General features: G+C 70.3%; 37 protein-coding genes. 1 reads left to right on the top strand and 36 read right to left on the bottom strand.

The window, feature by feature from the left end:
• The 25 genes from NE857_RS31575 to NE857_RS31460 form a co-directional block, all read right to left on the bottom strand.
• Entirely contained in the window at positions 1 to 396 is a 396-nt protein-coding gene (locus tag NE857_RS31575) for a hypothetical protein (RefSeq protein ID WP_254418912.1), read from the bottom strand.
• A 12-nt stretch (positions 397 to 408) separates the two neighbouring features.
• A complete protein-coding gene (locus NE857_RS31570) occupies positions 409 to 1,386 on the bottom strand; it encodes an SU10 major capsid protein (protein WP_254418911.1) in 978 nt (325 codons plus the stop codon).
• A 42-nt stretch (positions 1,387 to 1,428) separates the two neighbouring features.
• A complete protein-coding gene (locus NE857_RS31565) occupies positions 1,429 to 2,136 on the bottom strand; it encodes a hypothetical protein (RefSeq protein WP_254418910.1) in 708 nt (235 codons plus the stop codon).
• Complete coding sequence (locus NE857_RS31560; protein ID WP_254418909.1) at positions 2,133 to 3,122, bottom strand: VG15 protein; 990 nt, start codon at positions 3,120 to 3,122, stop codon at positions 2,133 to 2,135. The genes NE857_RS31565 and NE857_RS31560 overlap by 4 nt, the downstream gene beginning before the upstream one ends.
• The gene (locus tag NE857_RS31555; RefSeq protein ID WP_254418908.1) at positions 3,119 to 4,630 is read right to left on the bottom strand and encodes a phage portal protein; all 1,512 of its coding nucleotides are present in this window, start codon (positions 4,628 to 4,630) and stop codon (positions 3,119 to 3,121) included. The genes NE857_RS31560 and NE857_RS31555 overlap by 4 nt, the downstream gene beginning before the upstream one ends.
• Positions 4,631 to 4,633: 3 nt before the next feature.
• Complete coding sequence (locus tag NE857_RS31550; RefSeq protein ID WP_254418907.1) at positions 4,634 to 6,289, bottom strand: terminase large subunit domain-containing protein; 1,656 nt, start codon at positions 6,287 to 6,289, stop codon at positions 4,634 to 4,636.
• Positions 6,273 to 6,758, bottom strand: coding sequence for a phage terminase small subunit (locus NE857_RS31545; RefSeq protein ID WP_254418906.1), 486 nt, complete (start codon positions 6,756 to 6,758; stop codon positions 6,273 to 6,275). The genes NE857_RS31550 and NE857_RS31545 overlap by 17 nt, the downstream gene beginning before the upstream one ends.
• A gap of 56 nt (positions 6,759 to 6,814) precedes the next feature.
• Positions 6,815 to 7,258, bottom strand: a complete 444-nt coding sequence (locus NE857_RS34625) for an HNH endonuclease (RefSeq protein WP_363319959.1) — start codon at positions 7,256 to 7,258, stop codon at positions 6,815 to 6,817.
• A gap of 555 nt (positions 7,259 to 7,813) precedes the next feature.
• Complete coding sequence (locus NE857_RS31540; protein ID WP_254418905.1) at positions 7,814 to 8,182, bottom strand: HNH endonuclease signature motif containing protein; 369 nt, start codon at positions 8,180 to 8,182, stop codon at positions 7,814 to 7,816.
• A gap of 76 nt (positions 8,183 to 8,258) precedes the next feature.
• Positions 8,259 to 8,642, bottom strand: a complete 384-nt coding sequence (locus NE857_RS31535; RefSeq protein ID WP_254418904.1) for a hypothetical protein — start codon at positions 8,640 to 8,642, stop codon at positions 8,259 to 8,261.
• Complete coding sequence (locus tag NE857_RS31530; protein WP_254418903.1) at positions 8,639 to 8,953, bottom strand: hypothetical protein; 315 nt, start codon at positions 8,951 to 8,953, stop codon at positions 8,639 to 8,641. Before NE857_RS31530 ends, NE857_RS31535 begins: the two co-directional genes overlap by 4 nt.
• A gap of 8 nt (positions 8,954 to 8,961) precedes the next feature.
• Positions 8,962 to 9,291 carry a DUF732 domain-containing protein gene (locus NE857_RS31525; RefSeq protein ID WP_254418902.1) on the bottom strand — a complete coding sequence of 110 codons (330 nt, stop codon included), beginning with the start codon at positions 9,289 to 9,291 and terminating at the stop codon, positions 8,962 to 8,964.
• A 443-nt stretch (positions 9,292 to 9,734) separates the two neighbouring features.
• Positions 9,735 to 9,962, bottom strand: a complete 228-nt coding sequence (locus tag NE857_RS31520; RefSeq protein ID WP_254418901.1) for a hypothetical protein — start codon at positions 9,960 to 9,962, stop codon at positions 9,735 to 9,737.
• A gap of 98 nt (positions 9,963 to 10,060) precedes the next feature.
• Positions 10,061 to 10,375: a hypothetical protein gene (locus NE857_RS31515; RefSeq protein ID WP_254418900.1), complete on the bottom strand. Its 315-nt coding sequence runs from the start codon at positions 10,373 to 10,375 to the stop codon at positions 10,061 to 10,063.
• 149 nt (positions 10,376 to 10,524) lie between these two features.
• Positions 10,525 to 11,250, bottom strand: coding sequence for a DNA-methyltransferase (locus NE857_RS31510; RefSeq protein ID WP_254418899.1), 726 nt, complete (start codon positions 11,248 to 11,250; stop codon positions 10,525 to 10,527).
• 147 nt (positions 11,251 to 11,397) lie between these two features.
• Positions 11,398 to 12,123 (bottom strand): hypothetical protein, encoded by a 726-nt coding sequence (locus tag NE857_RS31505; RefSeq protein WP_254418898.1) that lies wholly within the window; start codon positions 12,121 to 12,123, stop codon positions 11,398 to 11,400.
• 77 nt (positions 12,124 to 12,200) lie between these two features.
• Positions 12,201 to 12,458, bottom strand: coding sequence for a hypothetical protein (locus NE857_RS31500; protein ID WP_254418897.1), 258 nt, complete (start codon positions 12,456 to 12,458; stop codon positions 12,201 to 12,203).
• Positions 12,459 to 12,472: 14 nt separating this feature from the next.
• Positions 12,473 to 12,784: a hypothetical protein gene (locus tag NE857_RS31495; protein ID WP_254418896.1), complete on the bottom strand. Its 312-nt coding sequence runs from the start codon at positions 12,782 to 12,784 to the stop codon at positions 12,473 to 12,475.
• Positions 12,785 to 12,797: 13 nt separating this feature from the next.
• Positions 12,798 to 13,322: a hypothetical protein gene (locus NE857_RS31490; RefSeq protein ID WP_254418895.1), complete on the bottom strand. Its 525-nt coding sequence runs from the start codon at positions 13,320 to 13,322 to the stop codon at positions 12,798 to 12,800.
• On the bottom strand, positions 13,319 to 13,600 hold the full coding sequence (locus NE857_RS31485) for a hypothetical protein (protein ID WP_254418894.1): 282 nt from the start codon (positions 13,598 to 13,600) through the stop codon (positions 13,319 to 13,321). Before NE857_RS31485 ends, NE857_RS31490 begins: the two co-directional genes overlap by 4 nt.
• Positions 13,597 to 14,109, bottom strand: coding sequence for a hypothetical protein (locus NE857_RS31480; protein ID WP_254418893.1), 513 nt, complete (start codon positions 14,107 to 14,109; stop codon positions 13,597 to 13,599). Before NE857_RS31480 ends, NE857_RS31485 begins: the two co-directional genes overlap by 4 nt.
• Positions 14,102 to 14,425: a hypothetical protein gene (locus NE857_RS31475; RefSeq protein WP_254418892.1), complete on the bottom strand. Its 324-nt coding sequence runs from the start codon at positions 14,423 to 14,425 to the stop codon at positions 14,102 to 14,104. Before NE857_RS31475 ends, NE857_RS31480 begins: the two co-directional genes overlap by 8 nt.
• A complete protein-coding gene (locus tag NE857_RS31470; RefSeq protein ID WP_254418891.1) occupies positions 14,418 to 14,717 on the bottom strand; it encodes a hypothetical protein in 300 nt (99 codons plus the stop codon). The genes NE857_RS31475 and NE857_RS31470 overlap by 8 nt, the downstream gene beginning before the upstream one ends.
• 1 nt (position 14,718) lies before the next feature.
• Positions 14,719 to 15,015, bottom strand: a complete 297-nt coding sequence (locus NE857_RS31465; RefSeq protein ID WP_254418890.1) for a hypothetical protein — start codon at positions 15,013 to 15,015, stop codon at positions 14,719 to 14,721.
• Positions 15,012 to 16,370 carry a helix-turn-helix domain-containing protein gene (locus NE857_RS31460; protein ID WP_254418889.1) on the bottom strand — a complete coding sequence of 453 codons (1,359 nt, stop codon included), beginning with the start codon at positions 16,368 to 16,370 and terminating at the stop codon, positions 15,012 to 15,014. The genes NE857_RS31465 and NE857_RS31460 overlap by 4 nt, the downstream gene beginning before the upstream one ends.
• A 57-nt stretch (positions 16,371 to 16,427) precedes the next feature.
• On the opposite strand from NE857_RS31460, the gene NE857_RS31455 reads away from it, so the two are divergent.
• Positions 16,428 to 16,616 (top strand): type II toxin-antitoxin system Phd/YefM family antitoxin, encoded by a 189-nt coding sequence (locus tag NE857_RS31455; protein ID WP_254418888.1) that lies wholly within the window; start codon positions 16,428 to 16,430, stop codon positions 16,614 to 16,616.
• A 62-nt stretch (positions 16,617 to 16,678) separates the two neighbouring features.
• Here NE857_RS31455 and NE857_RS31450 read toward each other — a convergent pair whose 3' ends face one another.
• From NE857_RS31450 to NE857_RS31400, 11 genes are all read right to left on the bottom strand, one after another.
• Positions 16,679 to 17,017: a hypothetical protein gene (locus NE857_RS31450; RefSeq protein WP_254418887.1), complete on the bottom strand. Its 339-nt coding sequence runs from the start codon at positions 17,015 to 17,017 to the stop codon at positions 16,679 to 16,681.
• A complete protein-coding gene (locus NE857_RS31445) occupies positions 17,014 to 17,310 on the bottom strand; it encodes a hypothetical protein (protein ID WP_254418886.1) in 297 nt (98 codons plus the stop codon). Before NE857_RS31445 ends, NE857_RS31450 begins: the two co-directional genes overlap by 4 nt.
• On the bottom strand, positions 17,307 to 17,726 hold the full coding sequence (locus tag NE857_RS31440; RefSeq protein WP_254418885.1) for a hypothetical protein: 420 nt from the start codon (positions 17,724 to 17,726) through the stop codon (positions 17,307 to 17,309). Before NE857_RS31440 ends, NE857_RS31445 begins: the two co-directional genes overlap by 4 nt.
• Complete coding sequence (locus NE857_RS31435; RefSeq protein WP_254418884.1) at positions 17,723 to 18,103, bottom strand: hypothetical protein; 381 nt, start codon at positions 18,101 to 18,103, stop codon at positions 17,723 to 17,725. The genes NE857_RS31440 and NE857_RS31435 overlap by 4 nt, the downstream gene beginning before the upstream one ends.
• Positions 18,100 to 18,912: a phage antirepressor gene (locus NE857_RS31430; protein WP_254418883.1), complete on the bottom strand. Its 813-nt coding sequence runs from the start codon at positions 18,910 to 18,912 to the stop codon at positions 18,100 to 18,102. The genes NE857_RS31435 and NE857_RS31430 overlap by 4 nt, the downstream gene beginning before the upstream one ends.
• A gap of 67 nt (positions 18,913 to 18,979) precedes the next feature.
• Positions 18,980 to 19,258 carry a hypothetical protein gene (locus NE857_RS31425; protein ID WP_254418882.1) on the bottom strand — a complete coding sequence of 93 codons (279 nt, stop codon included), beginning with the start codon at positions 19,256 to 19,258 and terminating at the stop codon, positions 18,980 to 18,982.
• Positions 19,258 to 20,379 carry a hypothetical protein gene (locus NE857_RS31420; RefSeq protein ID WP_254418881.1) on the bottom strand — a complete coding sequence of 374 codons (1,122 nt, stop codon included), beginning with the start codon at positions 20,377 to 20,379 and terminating at the stop codon, positions 19,258 to 19,260. Before NE857_RS31420 ends, NE857_RS31425 begins: the two co-directional genes overlap by 1 nt.
• The gene (locus NE857_RS31415; protein ID WP_254418880.1) at positions 20,372 to 20,677 is read right to left on the bottom strand and encodes a hypothetical protein; all 306 of its coding nucleotides are present in this window, start codon (positions 20,675 to 20,677) and stop codon (positions 20,372 to 20,374) included. Before NE857_RS31415 ends, NE857_RS31420 begins: the two co-directional genes overlap by 8 nt.
• A 97-nt stretch (positions 20,678 to 20,774) precedes the next feature.
• Positions 20,775 to 21,203: a hypothetical protein gene (locus NE857_RS31410; RefSeq protein ID WP_254418879.1), complete on the bottom strand. Its 429-nt coding sequence runs from the start codon at positions 21,201 to 21,203 to the stop codon at positions 20,775 to 20,777.
• 72 nt (positions 21,204 to 21,275) lie between these two features.
• The gene (locus NE857_RS31405; protein WP_254418878.1) at positions 21,276 to 21,548 is read right to left on the bottom strand and encodes a hypothetical protein; all 273 of its coding nucleotides are present in this window, start codon (positions 21,546 to 21,548) and stop codon (positions 21,276 to 21,278) included.
• A complete protein-coding gene (locus NE857_RS31400; protein WP_254418877.1) occupies positions 21,548 to 21,787 on the bottom strand; it encodes a helix-turn-helix domain-containing protein in 240 nt (79 codons plus the stop codon). The genes NE857_RS31405 and NE857_RS31400 overlap by 1 nt, the downstream gene beginning before the upstream one ends.
• Positions 21,788 to 21,907: the final 120 nt, after the last annotated feature.

Genomic DNA, 21,907 nt, shown 5'->3' with positions numbered 1-21,907 from the left:
CTACTCGTCGTCGCCGGACAGGTCGGCATCCAGGGTCTGGAGCTGGGCCTTGGTCATGTCCTTGGCCTCGTCGGCGTCCACGTCGTAGGTGGCGAGGATGTAGTCCTGCCAGTCCTCACGGCGGGCGGTCTTGGCGGGGCGCTGGGGCTCGCCACCCTGTTCGTTGCCGGTCTGGTCCGGGGTCTGGTCGGGGTTGGGGTTCGGGTCGTCCTCCTCCTGCTTCTCCTGGGCGTTGGGGAGGCTCTCCCCGGGGGCCAGGCCGACGCCCTGGGTGGGCCAGGACGCCAGCCGGGCGGCCACGTCCGGGTCCTTCACGGTGGCGTGGCCATCTCGGAACCGGACCCGCAGTGCGGGGATGCGCAGCTGCGGGTACCGGGTGCTCACGAATCGGGTCATGACAGGGGGCTCCTAGGCCAGGTTGATGATCTTGCCGTGGGTCTTCTCGTTGCCGTACTCCAGGCCGATCTCGCCGTAGATCTGAGTGCGGTCGCTGGCACCGGTCTTGGCCAGCTCCTCCTGGAACAGGAACCCCTTGCCGGGCACCGGCAAAAACCTCGGCGCGCACTGCTCCAGGGAGACCACGGCCAGCTGATCGGCGGGCATCCACCGGTCGAGCAGGAGGTTCAGCCGACCGAAGTCGGTCTCGATGGTCTGGACGTTCACCCCGCCGACGTTGCGGGTGGACTCCTGGTAGTTCTTGTCGGTGATGAAGATGGTCGACAGGGCGCGCTTCTGAGCGGCACCGGTCATGAGCGTGGCCGTTTCGGACTCGCTGATGCCGCCGGACTCCCACACGTCCTGGAGCAGGTCCAGGACCATCGCCTCGGTCAGCGGCTGGGCGCCGGTGTCGTCGGCGTCGATGACGTTCGTCTCGATGGCCTCCAGGATGCCGCGCGTGCGCCGGGCGGTGGCGTTGGTGCCCGGGTCGTTGTAGGTGCCCCGGATGAAGCTCATCTCCACGTCGCGGGCCACCTGCTTGAGGGCCTGGGCGATCTGCCACCCGTGCTCGTCGGTGATGGCGTTGACCCCGGACAGCCCTTCGACGTTGGGGTGGTTGGCTCCCAGGTCACCGAACTGGCCGGTCGCGGCCTGCTTGGTGTAGCTGGTCTCGACGGTCTCCTGGTGGATTTCGACCACGTTCATCACACCGAACCGGGCGCGGCCCTCAGCGGTGGGGGCGTCGGCACCCTCGGTGCGCTGGCGGGTCTCCGAGGCGTCCCGGAGGTCGTAGCCGCTCCACGTGAAGTGGGTGGCGTTGGCAGGTCGTCCGCCGGTCAGGCCACCGATCGCGGCCAAGAACGGGGTGTCCTCAGGCGAAACCGAGAACAGCTCGCCGACGTAGTTGGGCAGGTTGAACGTGGTCCCCATGCCGGTGATTCCGGGCACTGGTGTCTCCTCATGGTCGGTCCCGGCACAGGGGCCGGGGGATTACTGGCTGTTCTTCTTGCGGGCCTCGGCGAGCTTCTGTTGCTTCAGGCGCAGAGACAGGCCGATGTTGCCCGCCTTCTCCGCTTCCCGGATCTGCTCGTCCAGGCCCTTGGGCTTGGCCCCGCGCCCGGCGCCGCCGTCACCGCCGCCCTGGAACCGCTTGGCGGGCCCGGCGGCCAGGTGCGGTTTGCGGGTGAGCAGCTCCGTGATGGCCTCGGACACCTCGTCGGGGTCCAGCTCGCCGTCGGCGTCGACCTCGAACTGGTCCAGGTCCAGGAACGCGAGCGCGTCGCCCGGGTCGGCGAACTTTCCGGCGGCGGCGGCCTTGACCTCGGCGCGGACGATCCGGCGGTTGGCCCTGGCCGTTGCGGCCTTCTCGGCGTCGGCTCGGATCTGCTCCGGGGTGGGTTCGCCGTCGGTGTCCTTGGGCTTGGTGGCCTCGGCGAGCTGGCGTTCGATCTCCTTGCGCCGGTCCCTCTCGGCCTTCCACTTCGCCTTCTGGGCGTCCAGCGCCTTCTTCCCGGCATCGCCGAGCTGGTCGGCGCCTTCGGGATCGGCGTCGTCGCCCTGGCCGTCGGCGTCGTCGTCGGGGCCACCGGGCTCGCCCTGGTGGTCGTCGAGGACCGGTTCGGTCGGGCCGTTGGCCGGGGCCGAGCCACTGGCGTTGCCGCCGGTGGGGCCGTTGGTCGGGGCGGGTGCGGTGCTCATTCGGTGTCTCCCATTGCGGGGTCGGTGGCGCCCGTTGCGGGCGGGTCGGTCAGATAGCCGTGCTCGTACAGCAGCTCCAGGGCATGCTCACGATCACGGGCATCACGGATGATCGCCTCAGGCATCAGCCGCGGCGTTGCGCTGCGCACGTACCGGCCGTCGCGGTTGGTCAGGTTGCCCAGGCGGCGTCCGGCGTAGCCGCGGCGGGTGGTGCCCTCGGTGGTGTACCGGGCCTGCGCGGTGGTCATGCCGCGCCGGGCGTTGACGACCTGGGACATGTCGGCGCCCTCACGGATGGCCTCGGCGGCATGGCGGCCGAACCGGCGGTCCTGCTCAGCCTTCGTGAGGCCGTCGAACAGGTCTCGGGGATCGTCGTGGCCCTCGACCCGTTCGCCGATGCGGAGCGGGCGCATGGTGCATTTACAGCGCGGGTGGCGCAGGAACCCGGTTGACCAGGAGTACTCGCGCCCGGCCAAGATCATGCACCTGGAGCACGCCTTCGCGCTGACGACCCGGGTGTAGGCCACCACCCGGGGCCGGACCGCCATGCCCAGCTGCTCGGCCGCACGCGCGGCGTCCGCTGTCTGGGTGGTGGCGATCGTGTGCAGCTGCACCCGCCCCGACATCAGGGCCCGTGTGGGTGGGACGCCGCGCTGGATCAGGGTGCGGGTGGTGATGCCCGGCTGGAGCAGCAGGGTCTCCAGGGAACGGCCGTCGGAGGCGACCCCGGACAGGGCCCCGGCGGCGACCCCTGACAGGGCCGGTGCGGCCATGCCCAAGAGTTCGTCGAGGTACTCGGTCGCACCCAGCGCGGCGGCCAGCTGCGACGCGGCCAGGATCGTGGTTGCCCGAGGCACCAGCCCTGCCCAGGACCGGCCGATGTCGTCGGGGTCGACCCGGTCCCACACCTCGGTGACCGCAGCTGCGGCCTGGTCGGCGGTGGCTTCCTGGGCGCGTTGGTGGGTGCGGGTGGCCTGGACGTTCACTCCTCACCCTCAGGCGGGGCGGGCTCCTCCTCGGCCGGTTCGGGCTGGTGGGTGCGTTCCAGCTGGTCGGCGAGTGCCCCGACGGGGTCCATGGCCATCTCGCGTTCGCGCATCTCCATGACCCGGGCGACCTCGTGGGGTTCCATCCCGTACTCCTCGGCAACCCATTCGGTGGGGAAGCCCATGCTGTGCATCTTGTGCAGGGCGTCCACCTTCTGAGCCAGGGACCGGAACTGGACGTCAGCCCAGACCACGCGCCCACTGAGGGCGGCTTTGGCGCGTTCGGGGTTGCCCTGGGCGGCCGCGGTGAGCGCGAAGATGCGCCGGATGCTCGGGGTGAAGTAGACGACCCGCTCTTTGGTCTTGGACACGAGCCCGGTCTCGGCGGCGGTCAGCGCCTCTGCGGACAGGTTGGCGACCTTGCCGATCAAATAGTGAGGTGGCGTTCTCGTTTGCGCTGCGATGTGCTCGATAGCCCGCTCGATGACCTGTGAGAACACGTCCAGGCGGGCGGCCGACCACTCGGTGGCGGTGACGTTGTCGCCCGGCACCCACAGGATCCTGTCCTTGATCAGCTGGTTCAGGTCGACCGGGCGTTCCCCGATGACCTTCCCGTCCGCGCTGAGGATCGGGATGCGGGGCACCTCGGCGCCGGTCAGCACCCGCTGAGGCAAGGACGCGTAGTCCAACGCGTTGAACAGGTACGCCCAGATCAGGTTGATGGCGTCCTGCATCGCGATGACCCCGTCGATGTCCGACATGGGGGCGTCATCGAGCAGGGTCTGGTTGCGGAGTTCGACCAGCGGAACCATGCCCATCGGGTTGCTGATGGGCCACACGTCGTCCGCTCCCAGCCGGGGCTCCCATCCTCCGGTGGGGTCCACCGCGGGCCGGGGTTCGTGCATCGCGGCCAGTTGGACGCCGCGACGCTGCCACTTCCACACCCGGTCGGCCTGGTACAGGGTCGCGTACTCGTACCCGGCGTCCTCGTCCCGCCAGAGTTTGAGTCCGGCGACGGGGCGCCCGGTGTCAGGCCGATAGGACACGATGGCCTGTTCCGGGCGTTCCCAGGTGATGACCGGGGTGTCGTCGTCCTCTTCGTCCCCCCACACCAGGGCGAACGCCCGGCTGGCGGCCAGGCCGACCACGAACGCCTCCGCTGACCCGCGCTCACAGTTGTTGGTGCGCCACACCCTCGACATCTCCCGGTCGGGGCGTAGGTCGTTGGCGTCCAGCCGGATGCCCTGCACGTCCATGCGCTCGGCCGGGGTCTGCACGATGGGCAGGCACCAGTTGTCAGCGAACCCCTGGAACCGGTCGCCCATGTACCGCTGGAACTCCTCCGAGGCGTAGGCGATCGGTTGGCGGCCGCGCACGTAGTTCATGCGGGTCTGGATACGGTCCTGCCGGAGTTGGAGTTCCGAGGCGAGCCGCTGCATGGCGAACAGGGCGGCCTTGGTGTCGTCGTTCATGAGCGCGAGGAGGTCCTCGGGAGCCTGATCGGTCATGCCTCACCTCCTGGTGCTCGACGCGGTGTAGATGTAGTTCTTCTTGATCCGGGCCAGCCCGGCGGCGACAGCGTCACCCGCGGCCTCATGGGCGAGCACGCTGACCACAGCGAGGTCGATCTTCTGCTGCTGGCTGGCCTTGCGGAGCACGTACCGGTCACCCGGCCGGGCAGCCACCCTCGTGTTCGCGATGTGGTCGGAGGTCAGCTCGCACCCGTCATGAGTGAAGGCGGTGTCCTTCTTCAGCACGTCCGTCAGCAGCCGCTCGCACGCGGCGTGCATCTGCACGATCCGGCGGGTCTGCCACCTGATGATCTTGCGCTCCCCGTACTTCTCGACCCAGGCGTCCACCTCGGACTCCCAGTAGGGCGGGTCGGCGTAGACCAGGGCGACGTCGAACGTGCGCATGATCTCGTCCAGGGCGGCGTCGACCTCCAGGCGCGGCACCTGCCCGTCCGGGTAGTTGGCGGGGTTCCAGATGGTGGGCTTCTTGTCGGGCCCGTAGGTCGGAGTGAACTGGTGGCCGGCCAACGTTTCGGCGCGGAACCCGGTCCAGTCGTCGATGTCGGACCCGTCGAACCCGAGCACGATCCTGGTGCGGGGCTTGACTGTGCGGGGCTTGATGCGCTTGCCCCACGCCTGCGAGTCCATCCAGCTGCCCGTGCCGCTGACGACCCGGTTACCGAAGAACCTCTCGGCCTGCGCCGGGTCCTTCTCCAGGAGTTCGGCGGCCTCGGCGTCGATCGCGTCCAGGTCCACATGGTCAGAGCCCACGTACACGTACCGGTGGATCCGGCGTCGCTGCCTCGCGTTGTCGTACTTCAGCGCCTTCGGGGCCTGCGGATGAAAGCGGAAAACGTCCTTGCGTTTGGTGGCCGCTGTCCGGCTGGCCGTGGTGTCCTCGGACGGGTCCCAGGCGTTCGTGGTCTCGATCGCCCGCCCACCCATACCGGCCAGGCCACGGCGTTGGGCCTCGGCGACGGGGATCATCTTGTTCGTGGTGGTGTACGTGCCGGTCTCGTCCTGGAGCGCGAACACGATCGGGTTGCCCAGACGGGACCGTGCGGAGGACGTGACGACGTCGGCCCGGCCCCCGCCGTCGCCGGTCAGGATGCGGGTGAACTCCTCACCGGTGGTCAGCAGATCGCTGAGCGGGCCGCCCTTGACCATGGCCTTGAGGTGGCCGTAGACGTTCGTATCGACCTGGTCGCTACTGGCTCCGAGCATCTGGAGTAGCGGGTCGTGCCACGGCATCCCCATCGGCTCACCGGCCTGATAGGGGTACCACCAGCCGCACCCGCACCCGTGGTCCGAGCACCGGTACACCTCGCCGCCCTTGGCCCACCCAGCGAAGACGACCGGGCCGACCATCTCAGCGAGCGTCACCGCCGCTGACCAGGGGCCTTTGCCGGTTTTCTGCGGGGCTACGACCTGGGAGCGCCGGTAGTGGAACGCCGTGGACCGCTGCCCGAACGTCGCGGTGGGTTTGATCCGGTAGTGGTTGACGGTGCACCACAGCTGCCACGGGTACAGCTCCATGGGCTCACCGGCCCGGAACCCGCCCGGCACCGGCAGGTGCGCCTCCATCCAGTCCGGCACAACCCACAGGGTGGGGAAGTCCACCACGAACGCATCAGCGGCGCTAGGTGCCTTCGCCACTGGTCACGACCTTGAGCCGGTCCCGTGCGGACTTGCGGCGCGGGGCGGCCTTCGCCGGGGCGGCCTCTCCGGCCGGCGCGGCCTCTTGTTCGACGGGGCCGATCTTCCACCGCAGGCGGAGCATCCCCGGCCCGGTCAGCCCCAGGCTCTCCATGTACTGCTTGGTGAGCTTGGCCGCATCCGACCGTGGGGTCGGGTGCTCGGCCTCGGCGAGGGTACGCACGAACAGGGCGACCTCGTAGTGGAGCCCTAGACGCTCCCACATCACCGCCTGCGGTTTCGTCCACAGGTCACACCACAGATCCCACTCCCGGGGCTCCGCCTCGATCAGTGGCCACGCAGGTGTCGGACCGGTGCGGCCTTCGGACGGGAGCGTGGACCACCCGGACTTGTCTTCCTTGCGGTTACGTCTGAGCGCGTTCGGGTCCGGCGGCGGACCCGAGTTGACGCGAGCGCCACCACTGGCCATAGGGACCTCCCATCATCGGGCTGCGTTGCGCAGCACAGAGAGCCGTCACGTTGCGCTCAGCCGAACAGGGCAAGTTGCTGTGAACCCTTGGCGCCCTTGCGCGAGTTGCACAGAAAGTGAGCGAGTTGGACGTTGGCCCGGAGGTCGTCCCCGCCCTGGCTCAAGGGAATGATGTGGTCAACAGTGGGGGCCTTGGGGTGGGGGACCGCTAGATTCATGGCAACCCCCTCACCGCACAGCTGGCACAGGCCCCTGTCGCGTTCCGCGATCTCGGTGAGCTTGTAAGGCTCAGACTGAACCTCCCTGCTTCGCACACGCCTCCGGAGCTTCCCCAGCTTCCGCTGGCAGGCTGTGGAGCAGAATGCGGGGAGGTTCTCCTTGGTGGCAGCGGGCGCCAGGAACGCCGCACCACAGCGCCTACAGGAGCCCGCCACGAGTAACTTCCACCAGCTTGATCGTCGAGCTGGTGGTGTTCTGGAGGGGTGCCGCTCGGGGATCATCGAGTACGGCCAGGACGGCCCGACGTGCACCGGAAGCCTCTTCAGTCGGGTTACCTCGAAGCGGGCCGATGCTGCGCACTCTCGAGAGCAGAACCGCCCGTCCCGTCGGGGAGTCTCGTGCTCCTGCCCGCACCATTCGCAGGCGATCCGGTAAGACTGAACCTTGCCAAAAGCGCGCTTCCAATGCATGGAGCACAAGCCTTTGGCCCTGACGGGGCGGTCGCACTCGCCAACGGAGCAAGCGCACGACCTTGAGTCTCGGTAGTGAGCCTGCTTGCACCGGTAGCTACAAAACCGATGGCCCTGTTGCTTCGGAAAGAAGAGGTCTCGGCATTCAGCGCAGGGGCGCTCAATCATGAAGTTGTCTCCCGGCAACACGAAAGGCCCGAGCCGGGAGACTCGGGCCTTTCTTCCTGCGGGGATCAGCCGCAGGCAGCTTTACTCTAGAACATCACTCTGGGTAGCAGAGTGCACCTTTTGAACCTGACCGACTTCTCGGCCCCCTCCCCGGCGACCCGGCGGCCCTGGCCCCCTGGGGGGCATCCCCCACCCTTTTCACTCTGGGTTGTGCCACCCGGCGGGTTGTTCACGTGCGGTGATGCGTGAGTGACACGCTTTGGTCAACGCTTGAAGGTTCGTCCAGTCGAAACCGCGCGGACCGAGCGGACCGAGACCGTCGCGGTGGTGGACTTCGGTGGCGCGCGGCCGGATGATCCACGGAAGTTGTTCGTGTTCCTCGCACTCACACATCTGGTGGGCGCGCAGGTACGCGGCGCGGGTGCGGTACCAGCGGGCGTCGTAGCCTGCCTGGTTGCTGCTGCGCCGCTGTCGTCGTGCTGTGCGCTGGCAGTCTGCGCACCGGCCCTTGCGGGTGAGAGTGGGGCAACCTGGCGTGGGGCAGACCTGCATGGCCTTGGGTCTCATGGGGTCCACCTCCTACAGGGGGGTGTGCTCAGGTGGGGGTGGGTTTCGGGGAGCGGGCCCGAACCCGAGATACCCCCTACCGCTTGGGCAGGTCGCGCCCTATGCGGGTGAGCGGGGCGAGGCTGATGCGGGGGATGGTGGTCTGCTCAGGGTCGCCACCAGCTGCCACGACCGCGTCCCGCACCTGGGTGTCCACCTGGTGGATGGGCGCGATGTCCTGGTGGGTTTCGCGTGCGGGCCCGTTGAGTGCCCAGGTGGCGCCGTCGGGGGAGCGGAAGTAGATGCTGTTGCCGTCGCGCACGATGTGGCCGTGGTCGACGGTGAGCGGCCACCGGAGCCCGTGGGCTTCGAGGGTCTCCCGGTTGATGGGCACGCCCATGGGCGGGAGCCGGGTGACGCGGGCTACGGCGCGGGCGAACCGGTCGATGGCGTCGGAGAGCTGCTGGCGGCTGTCGGTCACAGTGCCCACTCCAGCCGGTAGTCGGGATAGGTGGCGTGGATCAGGCCGTCGAAGGCCTCGGCGAACTGGTCGCGCTTGTGCTCGATGCGGGCGACGACCGGCGCCTCCCATTCCCGGATCATGTCTGCGAAGGTGGGCAGAGTCGTGCCCGGCCACTCGACCGGAACGAACTCCTCTGGCGGGAGCCCGAGGGCGACGAGCGCCGGGGCCTCTCGCTCGACCTTCGCCCGTTCGGCTTCCTGGCGGTCCTCCCAGACCTGCTGCATCACTCGCTCGTAGAGCGCGATGGAGGGAAACTCGGCGGTGTCCATGGAGGGTCCTATTCGTCGGTGTCGCACAGGTACACGTCAGCGTGCCCCACCAGCGAGGAAGCCACCTTGCTGATCGGGGTCTCCTCACCAGCGGGCTGGAGGGAGGCAACGACGTCGGTCGGGGCCATGCCGTCGGCCAGGTCCTCGCACACGGCATACCCAAGGTCGAGGTTGTCCTGGTCGCCGAGGCCGTGGATTCCGGATCCGGCCTGTTTGGCGTCTTCGTACAGGGCGTCGAGGAACGCCTGTTCGTGCTCGGGGAGGTCGGGGCCGCTGTTTCCGCACGCGGTGGCGGCAGTGAGGGCGAGAGCGGCGAGGGTGGCGGTCAGGGCGCGCACAGGGGCCTCCAGGAGGGGTTGGGGGTGTTCCTGTGGTTGGACGCGCGCGGTGGGGTTGTGGTTGCGGTGGGAAGGTGTCCCGCCTCGTGCTCGACGCTCCTCCCACCCCCCAGCGGAAGGCGGAGCACGAAGGCGGGACGTGAGTGTTCAGCACCGCCCGGATTCGGACCGGGGTTACCGCGGAGGGGCCACTGCCCGCGAACGGGCTTCGGGCAGGGTCCTAGGACTGCCCTGGGGTCTCGATCCCCGGCACGCGCGGCGTCTTGGGCCGCTGGACTACTGGTGCTGAACGTTGAGGGCGCCGATCCGGCCACGTTCGCTCTCGCGGGATTTGTCAGGCTCTCGCCTGCCGCGTGCGTCTCGTGGGGTCTGTGTTCCGGGGTCCGGCGCTGCTGGTCGCCCGGCAGTAGCAAGGGACGTTGTGGACTGCTGCCGGGCGGGTTTCAGGTGGAAGGGCGGTCGCGTGTCTGGCGCATTGCCTCAGTGAGGGGCTTGAAGAACGCTTCGGCTTCTTCTCCGGTGGTTGTGATGCGGGCGAAGCCTGTCCAGGTCTCGCGTTCGGCTTCGGTGCCCGCGTCGGTGGCCAGGGCGGCCTTCATTCCGGCCTTGAGTGCGCTTACTTCCGAGGGGGTGAGTGACAGAGTGTGGGTGATGCTGGTGCGGACCTTCATGGTCGCCTCCGAGGGGGTTGGGGCGCCCGGCGGCGCGAGATCAGTCGGCCCAACCCCAGGGACGGGTCTCTTGTTGTGTGGGCGCCGCCGGGCGGGTCTCAGGTGGCGTTGCGGACAGCGCCGCGCTCGCGGGCGGCCTCGATGTTCTCCAGGGCCTGGTTGATGGCGTCCTGGGTGTCCTTCGGGTCGGGCATGATCCAGCGGGCGTGCTGTTCGGGGCCTTCTCGGCGGTCATTCATGAAGGACTGCCTGATTTGAAGGACCTCGTTGACGTCGGCCTCGTAGACGCGCGCGGCAGCGGCAGCCAGCCGCGCGTTGTTGGCGTCGTTCGCGTCAGACCAGGCGATTCGGGAGTGGTGCGCGCGTTTTTGGGCTTGGCGTAGCTCGTGAAAGCGCTCATCGGGAGCGGCCATGGGTTCCTCCAGGAGGGTGGGTGGTTGGAGTGCCCCGCCCCGGCTCGACACGGCACCCTCCAGAACCGTGGAGCCAGGGGCGGGACGTGGGGCGCCCGGCAGGGTGAGCGGTGGGCCGACGGGGGACGGCCGGGGCCTGCCGGGCGGGTCTACATGAAGCGGGCGACAGCGTCGGCGACAACCTCAGCCTGCCGGACGCGGTCAACAGCGAGCTGGGCATACTCCGGAGTGATCTCGACTCCGTAGGCGCGGCGGCCAGTGAGGATCGCGGCGACCAGGGTGGAGCCAGACCCGGCGAACGGGTCGAGGACGAGTTCACCGCGGGCCGAGCTTGATTCGACTAGCTGCGCCATGAGCGAGATGGGCTTCTCGGTGGGGTGGTCGATCTTCGTGCCGGAGCGCCTGGGGGCTCTGAGGAGGCTGTGCTGGCGCAGGCGGGCGGCCAAGCGCCCCTTTCCACTGCCGCGTTCGGCGGCGGAGGGGACGTGGACACCGAAGGCGATCCGATCGTGAGCGATTCCCCAGGGGATGCTGAGGTTCCCGAGCCCGACTTGCTCTTTCGCCCAGATCAGCTCGGTGGTGCCGCCGAGGCGCATTGGTTCGGCGAGTTGGTCGGGCCGGTAGCCGAACACGTAGACGTGTCGTGGGGCGCGGAGTCTGCGGGTCCAGGCGCCGAGGACCGCGGGGACATCGAGAGCGCCGTCGTCGCCGACCAGCTCGGGGAACTGCGTGGTGCGGAACCCTGACTGCCACCGGACACCGTATGGGGGGTCGGTGGCGAGGAGGTCGGCGCGTGGGGCGGCGTCGATGACGTCGGGGTCGGTGGCGTCGCCGAGGACGATGGTGGCGCGGTTGGATTCGTAGAGGACGGTCAAGAGCGCTCCGGGGTCAATGGGGCGCGAAGGCGGGGCCTGGGGAAGGACGCGCGGGTCTGGACATGACGAAGGCCCCGCACCTGTGGTGTCGGGGCCTGGCGTCTTCGGAAAGCTCTCGCCATCCTGATTCTCAGTATTCCGGGTTTGTCAAGTCCGCGCAAGTCGCCGGGCTACGCGGGCCGCCCGACGTCGGGCCTGTTGCTCGGCCTCCACCGTGGATGTGTGATCCCGAGACACCTCGCACCGCACCTGACGGTCGATCGGCAGGCCCGGCGCGATCACAGCTCGCAGAGCACCGCCGCACCGGCGCGGGGTCTGCCCGTCGAGGGTCATCATGCGGCACGTGTCCGGTAGCGGCACGTACCGGATTGGCCGGTCCACGGCACGCAGCGCCTGGGCGACGGCGGCGGTGATCTCGTCGACCAGTTCGGCGGCGAAGGAAAGGTGTCGGGCCTGGAGAAGCAGAGGTGTGAGCCAGGCGGCCATAGCCCCGATCGTGTCGGCCGGGAGCCGGGTGGCGCGCAACGCGGTGCAGGATCGGTGTCGGCAGGCGCGGCAGGCGGGCCCGATGATGTCCACGCGGATCTCGGCGTGCAGGGCGCGGACCCACGTCGACAGGGTGTTGCGGAGGATCGCGGCGGCCTCGGAGGCGCGGGGGTCGATGGGCATCGGGGCCTCGGATGCTTTAGTGGGCTTTCCGCCTCCCCGGCCCCCACCGAGGGCGGTCTGCTTGGCGGTGGCGGTGACCAGGTCGTCGGCGAGCCAGTCGGCGACGGTGTTCAGGGCGGTGGTGGCCTGGCCGGTGCAGGTGGTGCAGACGCGGGCGTCGTCGCCGGAGGGGCGGTCGCAGAGGTCGCACGGGTAGGCGGTCAAGAGGTCCCCCGGGTGGTCGTGGTGGTGGTGTGGGGCCCGGGGCGCGGGCGGGTGCGCCCCGGGCAGAGGTGGGTGGATCAGGCTTCTTCGGGTTCGACGAGTAGCCCGTTGGGGTGCCACTGGCGGCCGTGCTCGTCCTCGTGCAGGTCGGAGTGCGCCTCGGCGCGGCGGCACTGGGCGAAGATCGGCAGGCCCCGGCGTCCGTGGTGGAGGGTGCTGATCATGTGGTCGCAGGGGTCAGCGTCACCGCGGGCGTCGTCGAGCTGCCCTCGGCGGATCGTGGCGAGGCTGTCGGCGATGTTCTTGAGGGCCTGGTACACCGGGTCGGTGCTCATGGTGGTGCTCCTGTTCAGAAGAGGACGGCCTGGACGGCGGGGGTGGGCCGACTTTCCGCCTTCGGGGCGGAGAGTGGGAGCGCCGGGGCCGGGGGTGTCCGGTTGGCCCGGTAGGTGTCGAGGAGGGCCTGGCCGAGCGGGGTGATGACGGGGCCGGTGTCGCCGTCGTCGAGGAGGCCGTGCCAGATGCACCAGATCGTGTTGTTGTTGACGCCGTGGATCGGGTGCTGGGTGGTGTCGTACCGGAGCCGTCCGGCGGCGGCGGCTTCCAGCCAGGGGGCGTGGTACCAGGTGATCTCGGCGGGCGGGGCGAACATGGCGCTCACTGGCTGCTCCTGTTCAGAAGAGGGAGGTCTGTGTGGCCCAGTCGGGGGCGCCAACCCGCGCCCACTCAATGCAGGTACGCGGGTCATAGTGCGGCCCGTACTCCACCGGGAATCCCAGGTCAGCGGCGACAGCGGCGACGTCCCGCATGTCCGGGAGGTTGGGTAGTTCCTCCCACACCACCGGGTCCGCGTCGTCGGTGTGGCGGATGGACACCACATCAACCCGGCGGCCGGCCACCTCCCGGAATTGGGCGAACTCCAGCAGCCAGAACCCGTCCGGCCAGTCAGGTTCGGGGGCGGCCACACACCCGGGGCAGTGCGGAACCTTCGACCAGGCGGGGGTGCCGATCAGCCCCACGTAGGGGAGCCCGCACATGGTGTGCCCGGGGTGGTTCGGGTTGGCGCGGTGGAGGGTGTTGGGGCCGGTGGCGGCGTACTCCCACGGGTCCCACAGCCACGCGGACGGCGGGAGTAGGTCGGGCCGGTCGGCGGGGTCCGGGATGAAGGTGTGGTGGAGGGCAGCCATCCGGTCACTCACCGGCTGCTCCGTTCGGTTCCGGGGTGGGCGTCGGCGGTCAGGCGGGCTGCCCTCAGATCCACGTCCGGGGGCGACTCCGGCCCGTAGGACTCGAAGTCAAGCTCGGTGGTCCTGAGGGCCTCGGCGGCGAGCTCAGTCGGGGGGCCGCTCCCGTTGGCGATCGCACGTAGGACGTCGCGGTGCAGGCGGCACTCGTAGGCGGCAGCGTTCTCCCAGTCGCGCAGCTCGTACCGGCGGAAGATCTTGTCGACCCGGCGGCGGATGTCATCGAGGGTCACCGGCTGCTCCTGTCGGTTCCGGGCCGGGCGTCGGCGGCCAGCTGCTCCTCGGCGCGGGCGGGGTTCGTGGTCGCGGCGAGCTGGGCGCGCAGGGCGGCGTTCTCGCGGCGGGCGGCGTCGCGTTCGTCCCGGTACCGGTCACGGACGATCCGGACCTGTTCGCGGTCGGCGGCCATGGCCTCGCGCAGGGCGTCGCGCTGTCGGCGGGCCCGGCGGCGGGCGGACTGCCAGGCCAGCCGGAGGCGGTTGTTCTCGGCGTCGCGGCGTTCCATCGCGGCCAGGGCGTTGTCCCAGTAGCGGCCAACGAGCGCCCGCGCATCGGCGAGCTGGCCCTTCAGGGCCTCGGCCCGGCGGCGGAGTTTCACGATCTCGTCGTGCTGCTCGGCGATGCGCTCGCACGCGTCGTCGTACTTCGCGGCCAGGCCGGGGGCGTCGGCGCGCTCCCGGTGGATCGGGCCGACGATGGCGTCGATCCTGGCGAGCTGGTCCGGGGTGAGGTGGTCAGCCACGGTCGGTCTCCTCGGCGGTCAGGCGGCGGGCGTGGGCGAGCGCACCGTCGCGGGTGTGGAACGGGGTCGGCGGGTCGAGGGAGGTGAGGCTGATCAGCGTGGGGTCAGGCCACACCTCCCAGTGGTCGTGTCGGGCCCCGATCCGGTAGGGGCCGATCAGGAAGTGCGTGGCCGCGGCAAGGTCGGCCTCCAGGGCGCGGAGTTCGGCGCGGCCGTCCCGCACACCGGCCTCGTAGGCCTCTTCAACGACTCGGTCGACGGCGGCGCGGCGGCGGGCGTTCCTGCCGGGCCGCCGGGCCGGGGTGGTGTCAGCCATCGGTGGACTCCAGGGGGAAGAGCGGGTCGTGGGAGGACTCGATCTCGAACTGGTCGAGGGAGGCCTCGATGGCGGCCAGGGCGGAGGCCTCAGCCGCGGGGGCGTGGCTGGGGCACAGGGTGTGCTCGGCGGTGATCATCCAGCCGTCGCTGCTGAGGTGCCGGCGGAAGGCCGGGAAGAGGTTGGTCGGCCAGTCCGTCGTCTCGCTCTTGGTGATGAGCTCCTCGAAGGACTCGCTGCACCGGTCGGTGTCGCACTGGACGTCGTAGTAGGTGATCGGGATGAAGGCCATGTCAGGAGTCCTCCTCGGTGCTGGTCGTGGTCTGGGTGAGGGCGGCGCGGGCCTGGGCGGCGTGGCGGTGGACGTCAGCCGGGTCGGCGGGGCGGCCGGTGGGGTCGGGCTGCCACGGGAGCGCGGGCCGGGCTTCGGTGCGCCTCCAGCCGCGAACCATGAGGGCCTGGACGATCTCGGCGGCCTCGATCTCGGGGTCGGCGCGTTCGGCGGCCGGGGTCTGGTCGCGGCGGGTGAGGTACCAGGCGACGGCGTCGATGGCCTCGGCCCGGTCGGCGGATGTGGTGGACGGGCTCATGCGGCGGCCTCCTGGGCGTGGTCGGGGTGGCAGCGGGGGCACGGGCCAAGGTCGTCGTGGGCTCCGGTGCGGGCGTTGAAGCGGATGATGCGGCGCTGGGCCTGGTGGCACTCGCGGGCACCGCAGTGGTCGGGCAGGTCCGGTTCGGTGTCGGACAGGGCGTCGCCGATGACGTCGGCCAGCTCCTCGGCGGACGGGGCAGGGGCGGCCGGTGCGGGCAGGTGCTCGCACAGGTGGCAGCGGGTGCGCTGGCCGGTCAGGTCGGCGGTCAGGGCGATGCCAGGGTGGACACGGCACGTGGGGGGCGCTCCGGCGGCAGAGAACGGGTCAGCGTCGGCGTCCGGGGCGTCCTGCTCGCGGCGAGGGTGTGGCGCGGGCGGCGCCGAGGGGGCGGGCAGCCCGCCGGGGGTGCGGTTGCGGGCCACCCACACCGGCAGCGCCTCGGACAGGTAGTCAGGGCGGCACCGGGTCGACAGGACCGCGTAGAGGCTCTGGGCGGTGTCGAGGTTGTCGCGCAGCCACTCGACCAGCTCCGTGCCGCTGATCCGGTCGTCGCCGAGTTCGCGGACGGCGTCCAGGGCGGCGGGCAGGTGTTCCAGGACCAGGCGGCGGTGCTGCCACGGCCCCAGGCCCAGGCCGGTCTCGGCAGCGATGCCCTCGATGACCGTGCGGGCGAACAGGGTCCCCTGCTCGGGCGCGGGGCGTTCGGTGTCGGGGATGCCCCATTCGCCGTCGTCGCCGTTGTCCACAGGGTTATCCACAGGCGAGCTGCTCGCGCGCCCGTGCGCGCCCTCCTCCCCCTTCCCTTCTACTTCTGTACTGGTGTTCTTGTGGTTGGTCTTCTTAGGTGTGCGATTACCCTCCGGTGGGTTTCCCTCCGTTGGGTTATCCAAGTTTGGAAAATCGCACTTAGGGTCTGACCTCAGCATTTGCAGCGGAACCAGGTCCCCGCCGTCCTCTCCGAGGGCCCCGGCCAGGGTCGCGACCCGGCCGTCGAGGGACGCGGGGTCGTCGGTGATGACCCAGTGGGCTCCACCGAGGCGGCCGAGTTCGTCACGGACGCGGTAGCGGCGGAGGTACCCAGCGGCCTCCAACTCCTTGAGGCCGGAGCGGACGGCGCTGATGCCGTCGGGGGACTTCGCGGCGAGCTGCTTCTCGGTGACGCCCCAGCCTTCGCGGTGGGAGGCGATCAGGGCGAGGAGGCCGCGGGCCTTGTAGGACAGGCGCTCGTCTCGGATCGCGGCGTTGGCCACGATGGTGAAGCGGTCGCCGCCGAACGCGCCTCTGTTGATGCTGGCGTAGCTCACGGCGTCCTCCTCATCTCTCACGTTGGTGCTGATGGGGCGGTGCCCCATGACTGAACTGTACAACGCGTCTTGTTGTACAAGCAAGTTGGAATGTACGCTGTCCCCATGAGCGACGAGATAAAGGCCCTGGGTGTCTCCGAGGCCCGCGCCAACTTGACCGAGGTCGTCAACCAGGTCCGGCTCCTCAAGGAGCCCGTGGTCCTGACTCGCCGGGACAAGGGCCAGGCGGCCGTGGTCCCGCTGGAATGGCTGGAGTGGGCGCGCAAGTGGGCTGACCAGGAAGGGCTCGGGTGAGGTGGCGCCCGCCGTGACCGGGGCAACCCCAGCAGCCACGGCGGGACGAATACGGGCAGCCGTCACCAGGGCGGACCATCCCCGGCGTCGACGGCGGCCGGGTCGAACAGCGTGCCCGCAGACTTGCGCTGGCCCGTGAGCTTGTGAAGCAGCGCCTGCGCGGCCTCCTGGTCCTCGACGCCCCCAGCGATCTCCAGGCGGGACAGGCGGACCTCGACCTCACGGGACACGTAGTCGTACTCGTCATCCGTCTTCACGGTCTCGGTGCGCTTCACGTGCGACACCTCCACCACGGCCAGCCAGGTACCGGTGGGCCGGGAGAACATGTCGTCGGCGTGCGGCTCCAGGGCCTCAGCGAGCTTCTTGCTGGGCTTGCCGCCCTTGATCTTCACCGTCGTCATCGGGGCGCTCCTGCCGTCTTAGGGGTAGGGGTCCAGCGGACGTAGACCACGTGCTCGCCCGCGTCCGTGGTGTGGAACCGCGCGTGGTACTGGCCGTCGGGGCGGTGCCTCCACGCGCGGGTGCCACCCCGGCGGATGCGCGCGGCCACATCCCGGGCGCCCTCGCGGGTGTCGTACTCACCAACCAGCCGCCACCGGCGCGGGTGCGCGCGCACGGCTTCGGCGATGTCGGCGTGGAGGTAGAGATGGCCGTGGTCGGCGGGCAGGGTGTCCAGCCATGCCGGGGCGCTCACGCTGCTTCCTCCGTCCCGAGCGGGGTCCCGTACCCGGCCGCGCGGGCCAACAGGACGGCGGTGGACAGGTGCATCCGGACCGGCCCGGCGGACACCTCCTCGGGCAGGGCCAGGGCGCCGCGCATGGCGCGGGACAGGGCGCTGATGTCCAGGTGCGCCCACCAGGACGCGACCCGAGCCGGTCCGTAGTCCGCGCGGGCAGTCACGAGTACACCCAGGTCGCAGTTGCGGTCCCCGGCGTCCACGCGGACCTGGTCAACCCAGTCAGCGAGCAGGGCATCTCCGGCATGCTCGGCCTCCCGGTAGCCGACCACCCACAGGACCCGGCCGGTGCCGACGATCCCGGACAGGGCGGACTCGGCGGACGGGAACCCGTGCTCGGCGAGGTAGCCGGTCACGGCGTGCTCGGCGATCATGCGGCCCCCATCCGGGCGAGCTTGGAGCGCAGAGCCGTGCCATGCAGGCCCTGAGCGCGGTAGTAGTCAGCGAGCGCCTCGCGCCTCCGGGCAGCAGCGGCCGCACGAGACCGGAGAACAGCCTCCGACGGCGGGGCCGTGGCGGTCGGGGCCCCCGGGGCGCGCTTGAGCTCACGGTCCGGACGGTGCGTCAGGGTGGCCAGGCGCACCCGCGGCCCCGCCTCCTCATCGAGACCCAGGGCCTCCAGGAGGGACCGGCGGTCGGCCCGGTCATCCGGCGCGTACAGGGCGGTGGTGGCGCGGGCCAGGTGGATCTCCCACCCCTCCGGAGGCGGCACGGGCGCGTAGGACAGCGCCCCGGTCAGGTCGTTGCTCATGCGGCCTCGCTCGGGATCTGGAGCTGGCGGATGCCACCGAGGCGACGGTGCAGCTCGTGGAGCCCCTTGAGGGTGATCCGCAGCTGCGGGGCCCCGATGGAGGTTTCCTTCGTCTTCGGGTTGGTGTAGGTCTGCGGGAGCTCGGACAGGCGGCCGATGTCGACCTGGGTCTGGTACGCCCTCCACCGGCCATCCGAGCGGGCCCGGTACACCCACCCGTCGGTGGCCAGCTGGTCGAACAGCCGGTCGCGGCCGATGGTGATCGCGGGGTCGCGGGTGAGGATCTTCGCGGCGTCCGCGACCGACAGGTCACCGACACCGGACGCGAGCACATCCCACGAGTCCGCCTTCGGCTGGGCTTCGGCGAGCTCGGCCTGGGCGCGCTCGCGGGCCTCCTCGGCGTCAGCAGCAGCCCGCAACGCAGCGGCGTAGGACTGGGGGACGGCCGGGAGCGCGGGGGCCACCTCGTAGCGGCCGGTGCGGCGGATGGCGGGCAGGACCTCGGAGTACACCCACGACTGGAACCGCTCCACCTGGGCGCGAATCTCGGCGTCCTTGATACGGGAGGCCTGGCGCTGGCCGATGGCTCGATAGAACCCGGGCTCGGTCAGGTGCCAGATCTTCTGAGGCCCCCCAGGGGTCCACGACAGCGTGGACCCTTTCTCTTCCTCCGGGATGCTCTCGACCAGCCGGTAGGCCTCGCGCATTCCGAGGGCACGGGCGAGTCCGGGAGCTTCGACGGTGAAGCTGTCACCGACGGGGTTGATGCGGAGTTCGAACTCGTCGCTCTGGAACAGCTGTAGGTCCATGGGACCTCCTCTGGTGGTGCGTGGGTGGCCGCCCCGCAGGACGGGCGGGGCGGCCAGGGGTGGTTGGTCAGCGGTGCGGGCAGCGGGTGGCCATCAGGCTGGCGATCACGGCCCGGTAGTGGTGGTGGGTGACCAGCTCAATCCGGTACCCCTCGCGGATCTCACGGGCCCGGTCGCGGCGGCGGGAGGTGAACTCGGCGTGCGCCCGGTCCTCGGTCGCGAGAACGGTGTCGCCGACCTGGGCGAGGCAGACGCCGCGCGGGCATCCGCAGGGGGCCCACAGGACCCAGTCGCAGTCAGTGAGGGGGACCTGCCGGTCGCCGATGGTCGCGGTGAGGATGGCCATTAGCTCTCACTCCTGGCGGTGTCGTTGGCGATCGGGGTGAGGGGGCCGTACTGCCGTTCCGCCACGGTGCGGGGCAGCACCACCCCGAGGTCCCCGGGCCGGTCACGGTGGACAGCGATGGTGGCGAGGAGGCCGTCCGGGCGTTCCTCCCACATGTCGCCGGTGGCGTCCCGGTACCGGGCGGGCTCGGGCACGGATCCGCCGGTGACCTGGGCGCGCGGGGCACCGCCGGACTGGGCGGCCTCGCGCTGGGCGAGCTCCAGGGCGTCGACGCGGTCATGCAGGCGGTCCACCCGCCCCTGGGCGACCTCCAGGAGGTTGAGGCGCCGTTCGGCACGGCCCATGTCGCGCTCCAGCTGGGACACCCGGTCCTGCATCCGGGTGAGGTTGTCCGCGGCCAGGCGTTCGCCCGCCACCGGGGCCTGGACGGTGTATTCGTCGACCAGCCGGGCCTCGATCCGGCTCATGTCGCGCTCGAGCTGGGCGAATCGGGCGGACAGGGTGCCCTTCTGTTCGTCGGCCAGGCAGCTGACGGCCCGTTCGAGTTCATGCCGGAGGTGCGCCACCTGCTCGCCCTTCTCCACGGCGACCGCCCGCAGGCACTCCACGCAGGTCGCCTCGGGGATGAGGGCAGCCACGGGGACGTCATGGTGACCGCGCCCGCACGGGGTGATGCCCTCCGGAGTGGCTACATGGATCGGACTAGGCGTCCCCCACGTCACTGATCCGCTGAGCGCGTGATGCAGGCCGTCGTGGCCCTGGTCGTCCTCGCACACGTACCGGTGACCCGACCGGGTCGCGGGACCGTCAGGGCAGGACGGGGCGTCGTCGTCGGGGAGCAGCAGCAGAGCACTGATCTGCTCGGCCTCCCAGGTGCTGAGGTGGTCGTCCAGCCACGAGGCGACCCGGTCGCGCATGGCCCGCGCAGAGTCCTCCTTGCTGATCACCACGTGCCCGGTGCCCTCGCCCAGGACCGCGCGGGCCAGCTCGACCCGGTCAGGGTCCGCATCGGGCAGCAGGGCCACCCCGGACTCGCCGGAATGAACCACGGTGAGATACGAGTGGTGGACGTGGATCTGGTCGCCGCCCTCGTCGGTGTAGGTGTACGGCAGGTCAGGCATCGGCGCGGTCCTCCTGGCGGTGGTGGGCGCCGCGGGCGGCCCGGATGATGTCGTCGGTGCCGCCAGCGAGACGGGCGACCAGGGCCCGCTCGTCGGCCAGCTCGGCGCGGGTGTCGTTGAGCTCGACCACGGTCGCGGCCATCTCGCGGCGCACCCGGCGGGTCTCCGCGCGGGCCCGCCACATCCCACGGAGCGCTAGGAGGGCGTTCTCAGCACCGAGGGCGTAGCCCAGGCTGATCGCAGCGGCGAGGGCGATCGCGATGAACGCGGGGAACAGATCAGCGGCGATGGTGCTCATGCGCCCTCCCGGCGGATACCGAGCACGGACCACAGGACAGTCAGCGCAACCGCGCCGAGGATGAGCAGCGCCGCAACGACGCCGAGGATGGCGGGGATCATGCGGCCACCCCGCTGAGGTGCGCCTCGTTGGTCCCGCAGGTCGGGCACTGGCCGTCCACGATCGTGACAACCCGCACCGGGACGCCCTCGTAGGACCCGGAAACGGAGATGTGCTCACTGATGCCGACGGGCCGAACCTCCACCGGCCCGGCACCGAGGACGCGCTGCCACGCGAGCAGGGCCTGGCGGCGGTCGGTGTCGGTGGCGTCGTGCATGAAGAGCTGGCCGTCCAGGCGGCGGTCGGTGTCGGTGGCGTCGTGCATGAAGAGCTGGCCGTCCAGGCGGCGGCCGTCGTCGGCGATCTCCCACTTGGGGGCGGGAGCGTCCTCCTGAATGAGGGTCACGAGGGTGGTGGCGGCGCGGAGCTGGGTGAGGGGCTCCGGGTCGGGCTGGCTGAGGAAGCGGGGGTTGGTAGGGTCAATCACGCGAGAACCTCGTTTTCTCGTCACGCCTCCGACCGGCTGGACCCGGTGCGGGGGCTTTCTTCTTGGGGTGGGTTAGGCGGCTTTCTTCGCGGCCTGATCGGCGCGGTAGGCGTCCCACCGCTTCTTGGCCATGGCCCGCCGGTGCGCCCGCATCGCGGAGTCAGCGGCGGCCGCACGGTCGGCGGGGGCCATCAGTCCGTCGGGGTCGACCTGCTTTTCGAACCGGGCCTGGGATGCGCGGGTCGCGGCCCGGGTGCGCTCGGCGCGGATAGGGGTGCGAGCCCAGGAGACGTGGGCGGCCATGGACGCGATCTGGGACCGGCGGGCCGGGTCAGGGTGAGCCATCAGGCGGCGCTCCTCTCAGCGCGGCAGGTGGGGCAGCTGTAGGTGATGGCCTCGGGCGGGACGCCGAGGGCGTGCGCGATACGCAGGGCGGTGTCGAAGCTGGGCTGCTTCACGCCGGATTCGATATTGGTGAGGTAGGGCCCCGACACCCCGGCGCGGTCCGCGAGGTCCAGCTGCGTGACGCCCTGGGATCGTCGGATGGCCCGGATGGCGGGACCGATGGTGATGGTGTGGGACATGAGAGGAAGCCTAGGGAAGAATATTCCCTCAAACAAGCAAGGGTGACCTTATCTGGGAAGGTTCTTCCTTCCCCGTCAAGACACAAAGCCCTTACCTGGCCAGCCTTGGCCAACATCTAG

The organism is Nocardiopsis exhalans, from assembly GCF_024134545.1.
Classification (GTDB): domain Bacteria; phylum Actinomycetota; class Actinomycetes; order Streptosporangiales; family Streptosporangiaceae; genus Nocardiopsis; species Nocardiopsis exhalans.
This window is presented reverse-complemented; position numbering and strand designations above follow the sequence as displayed.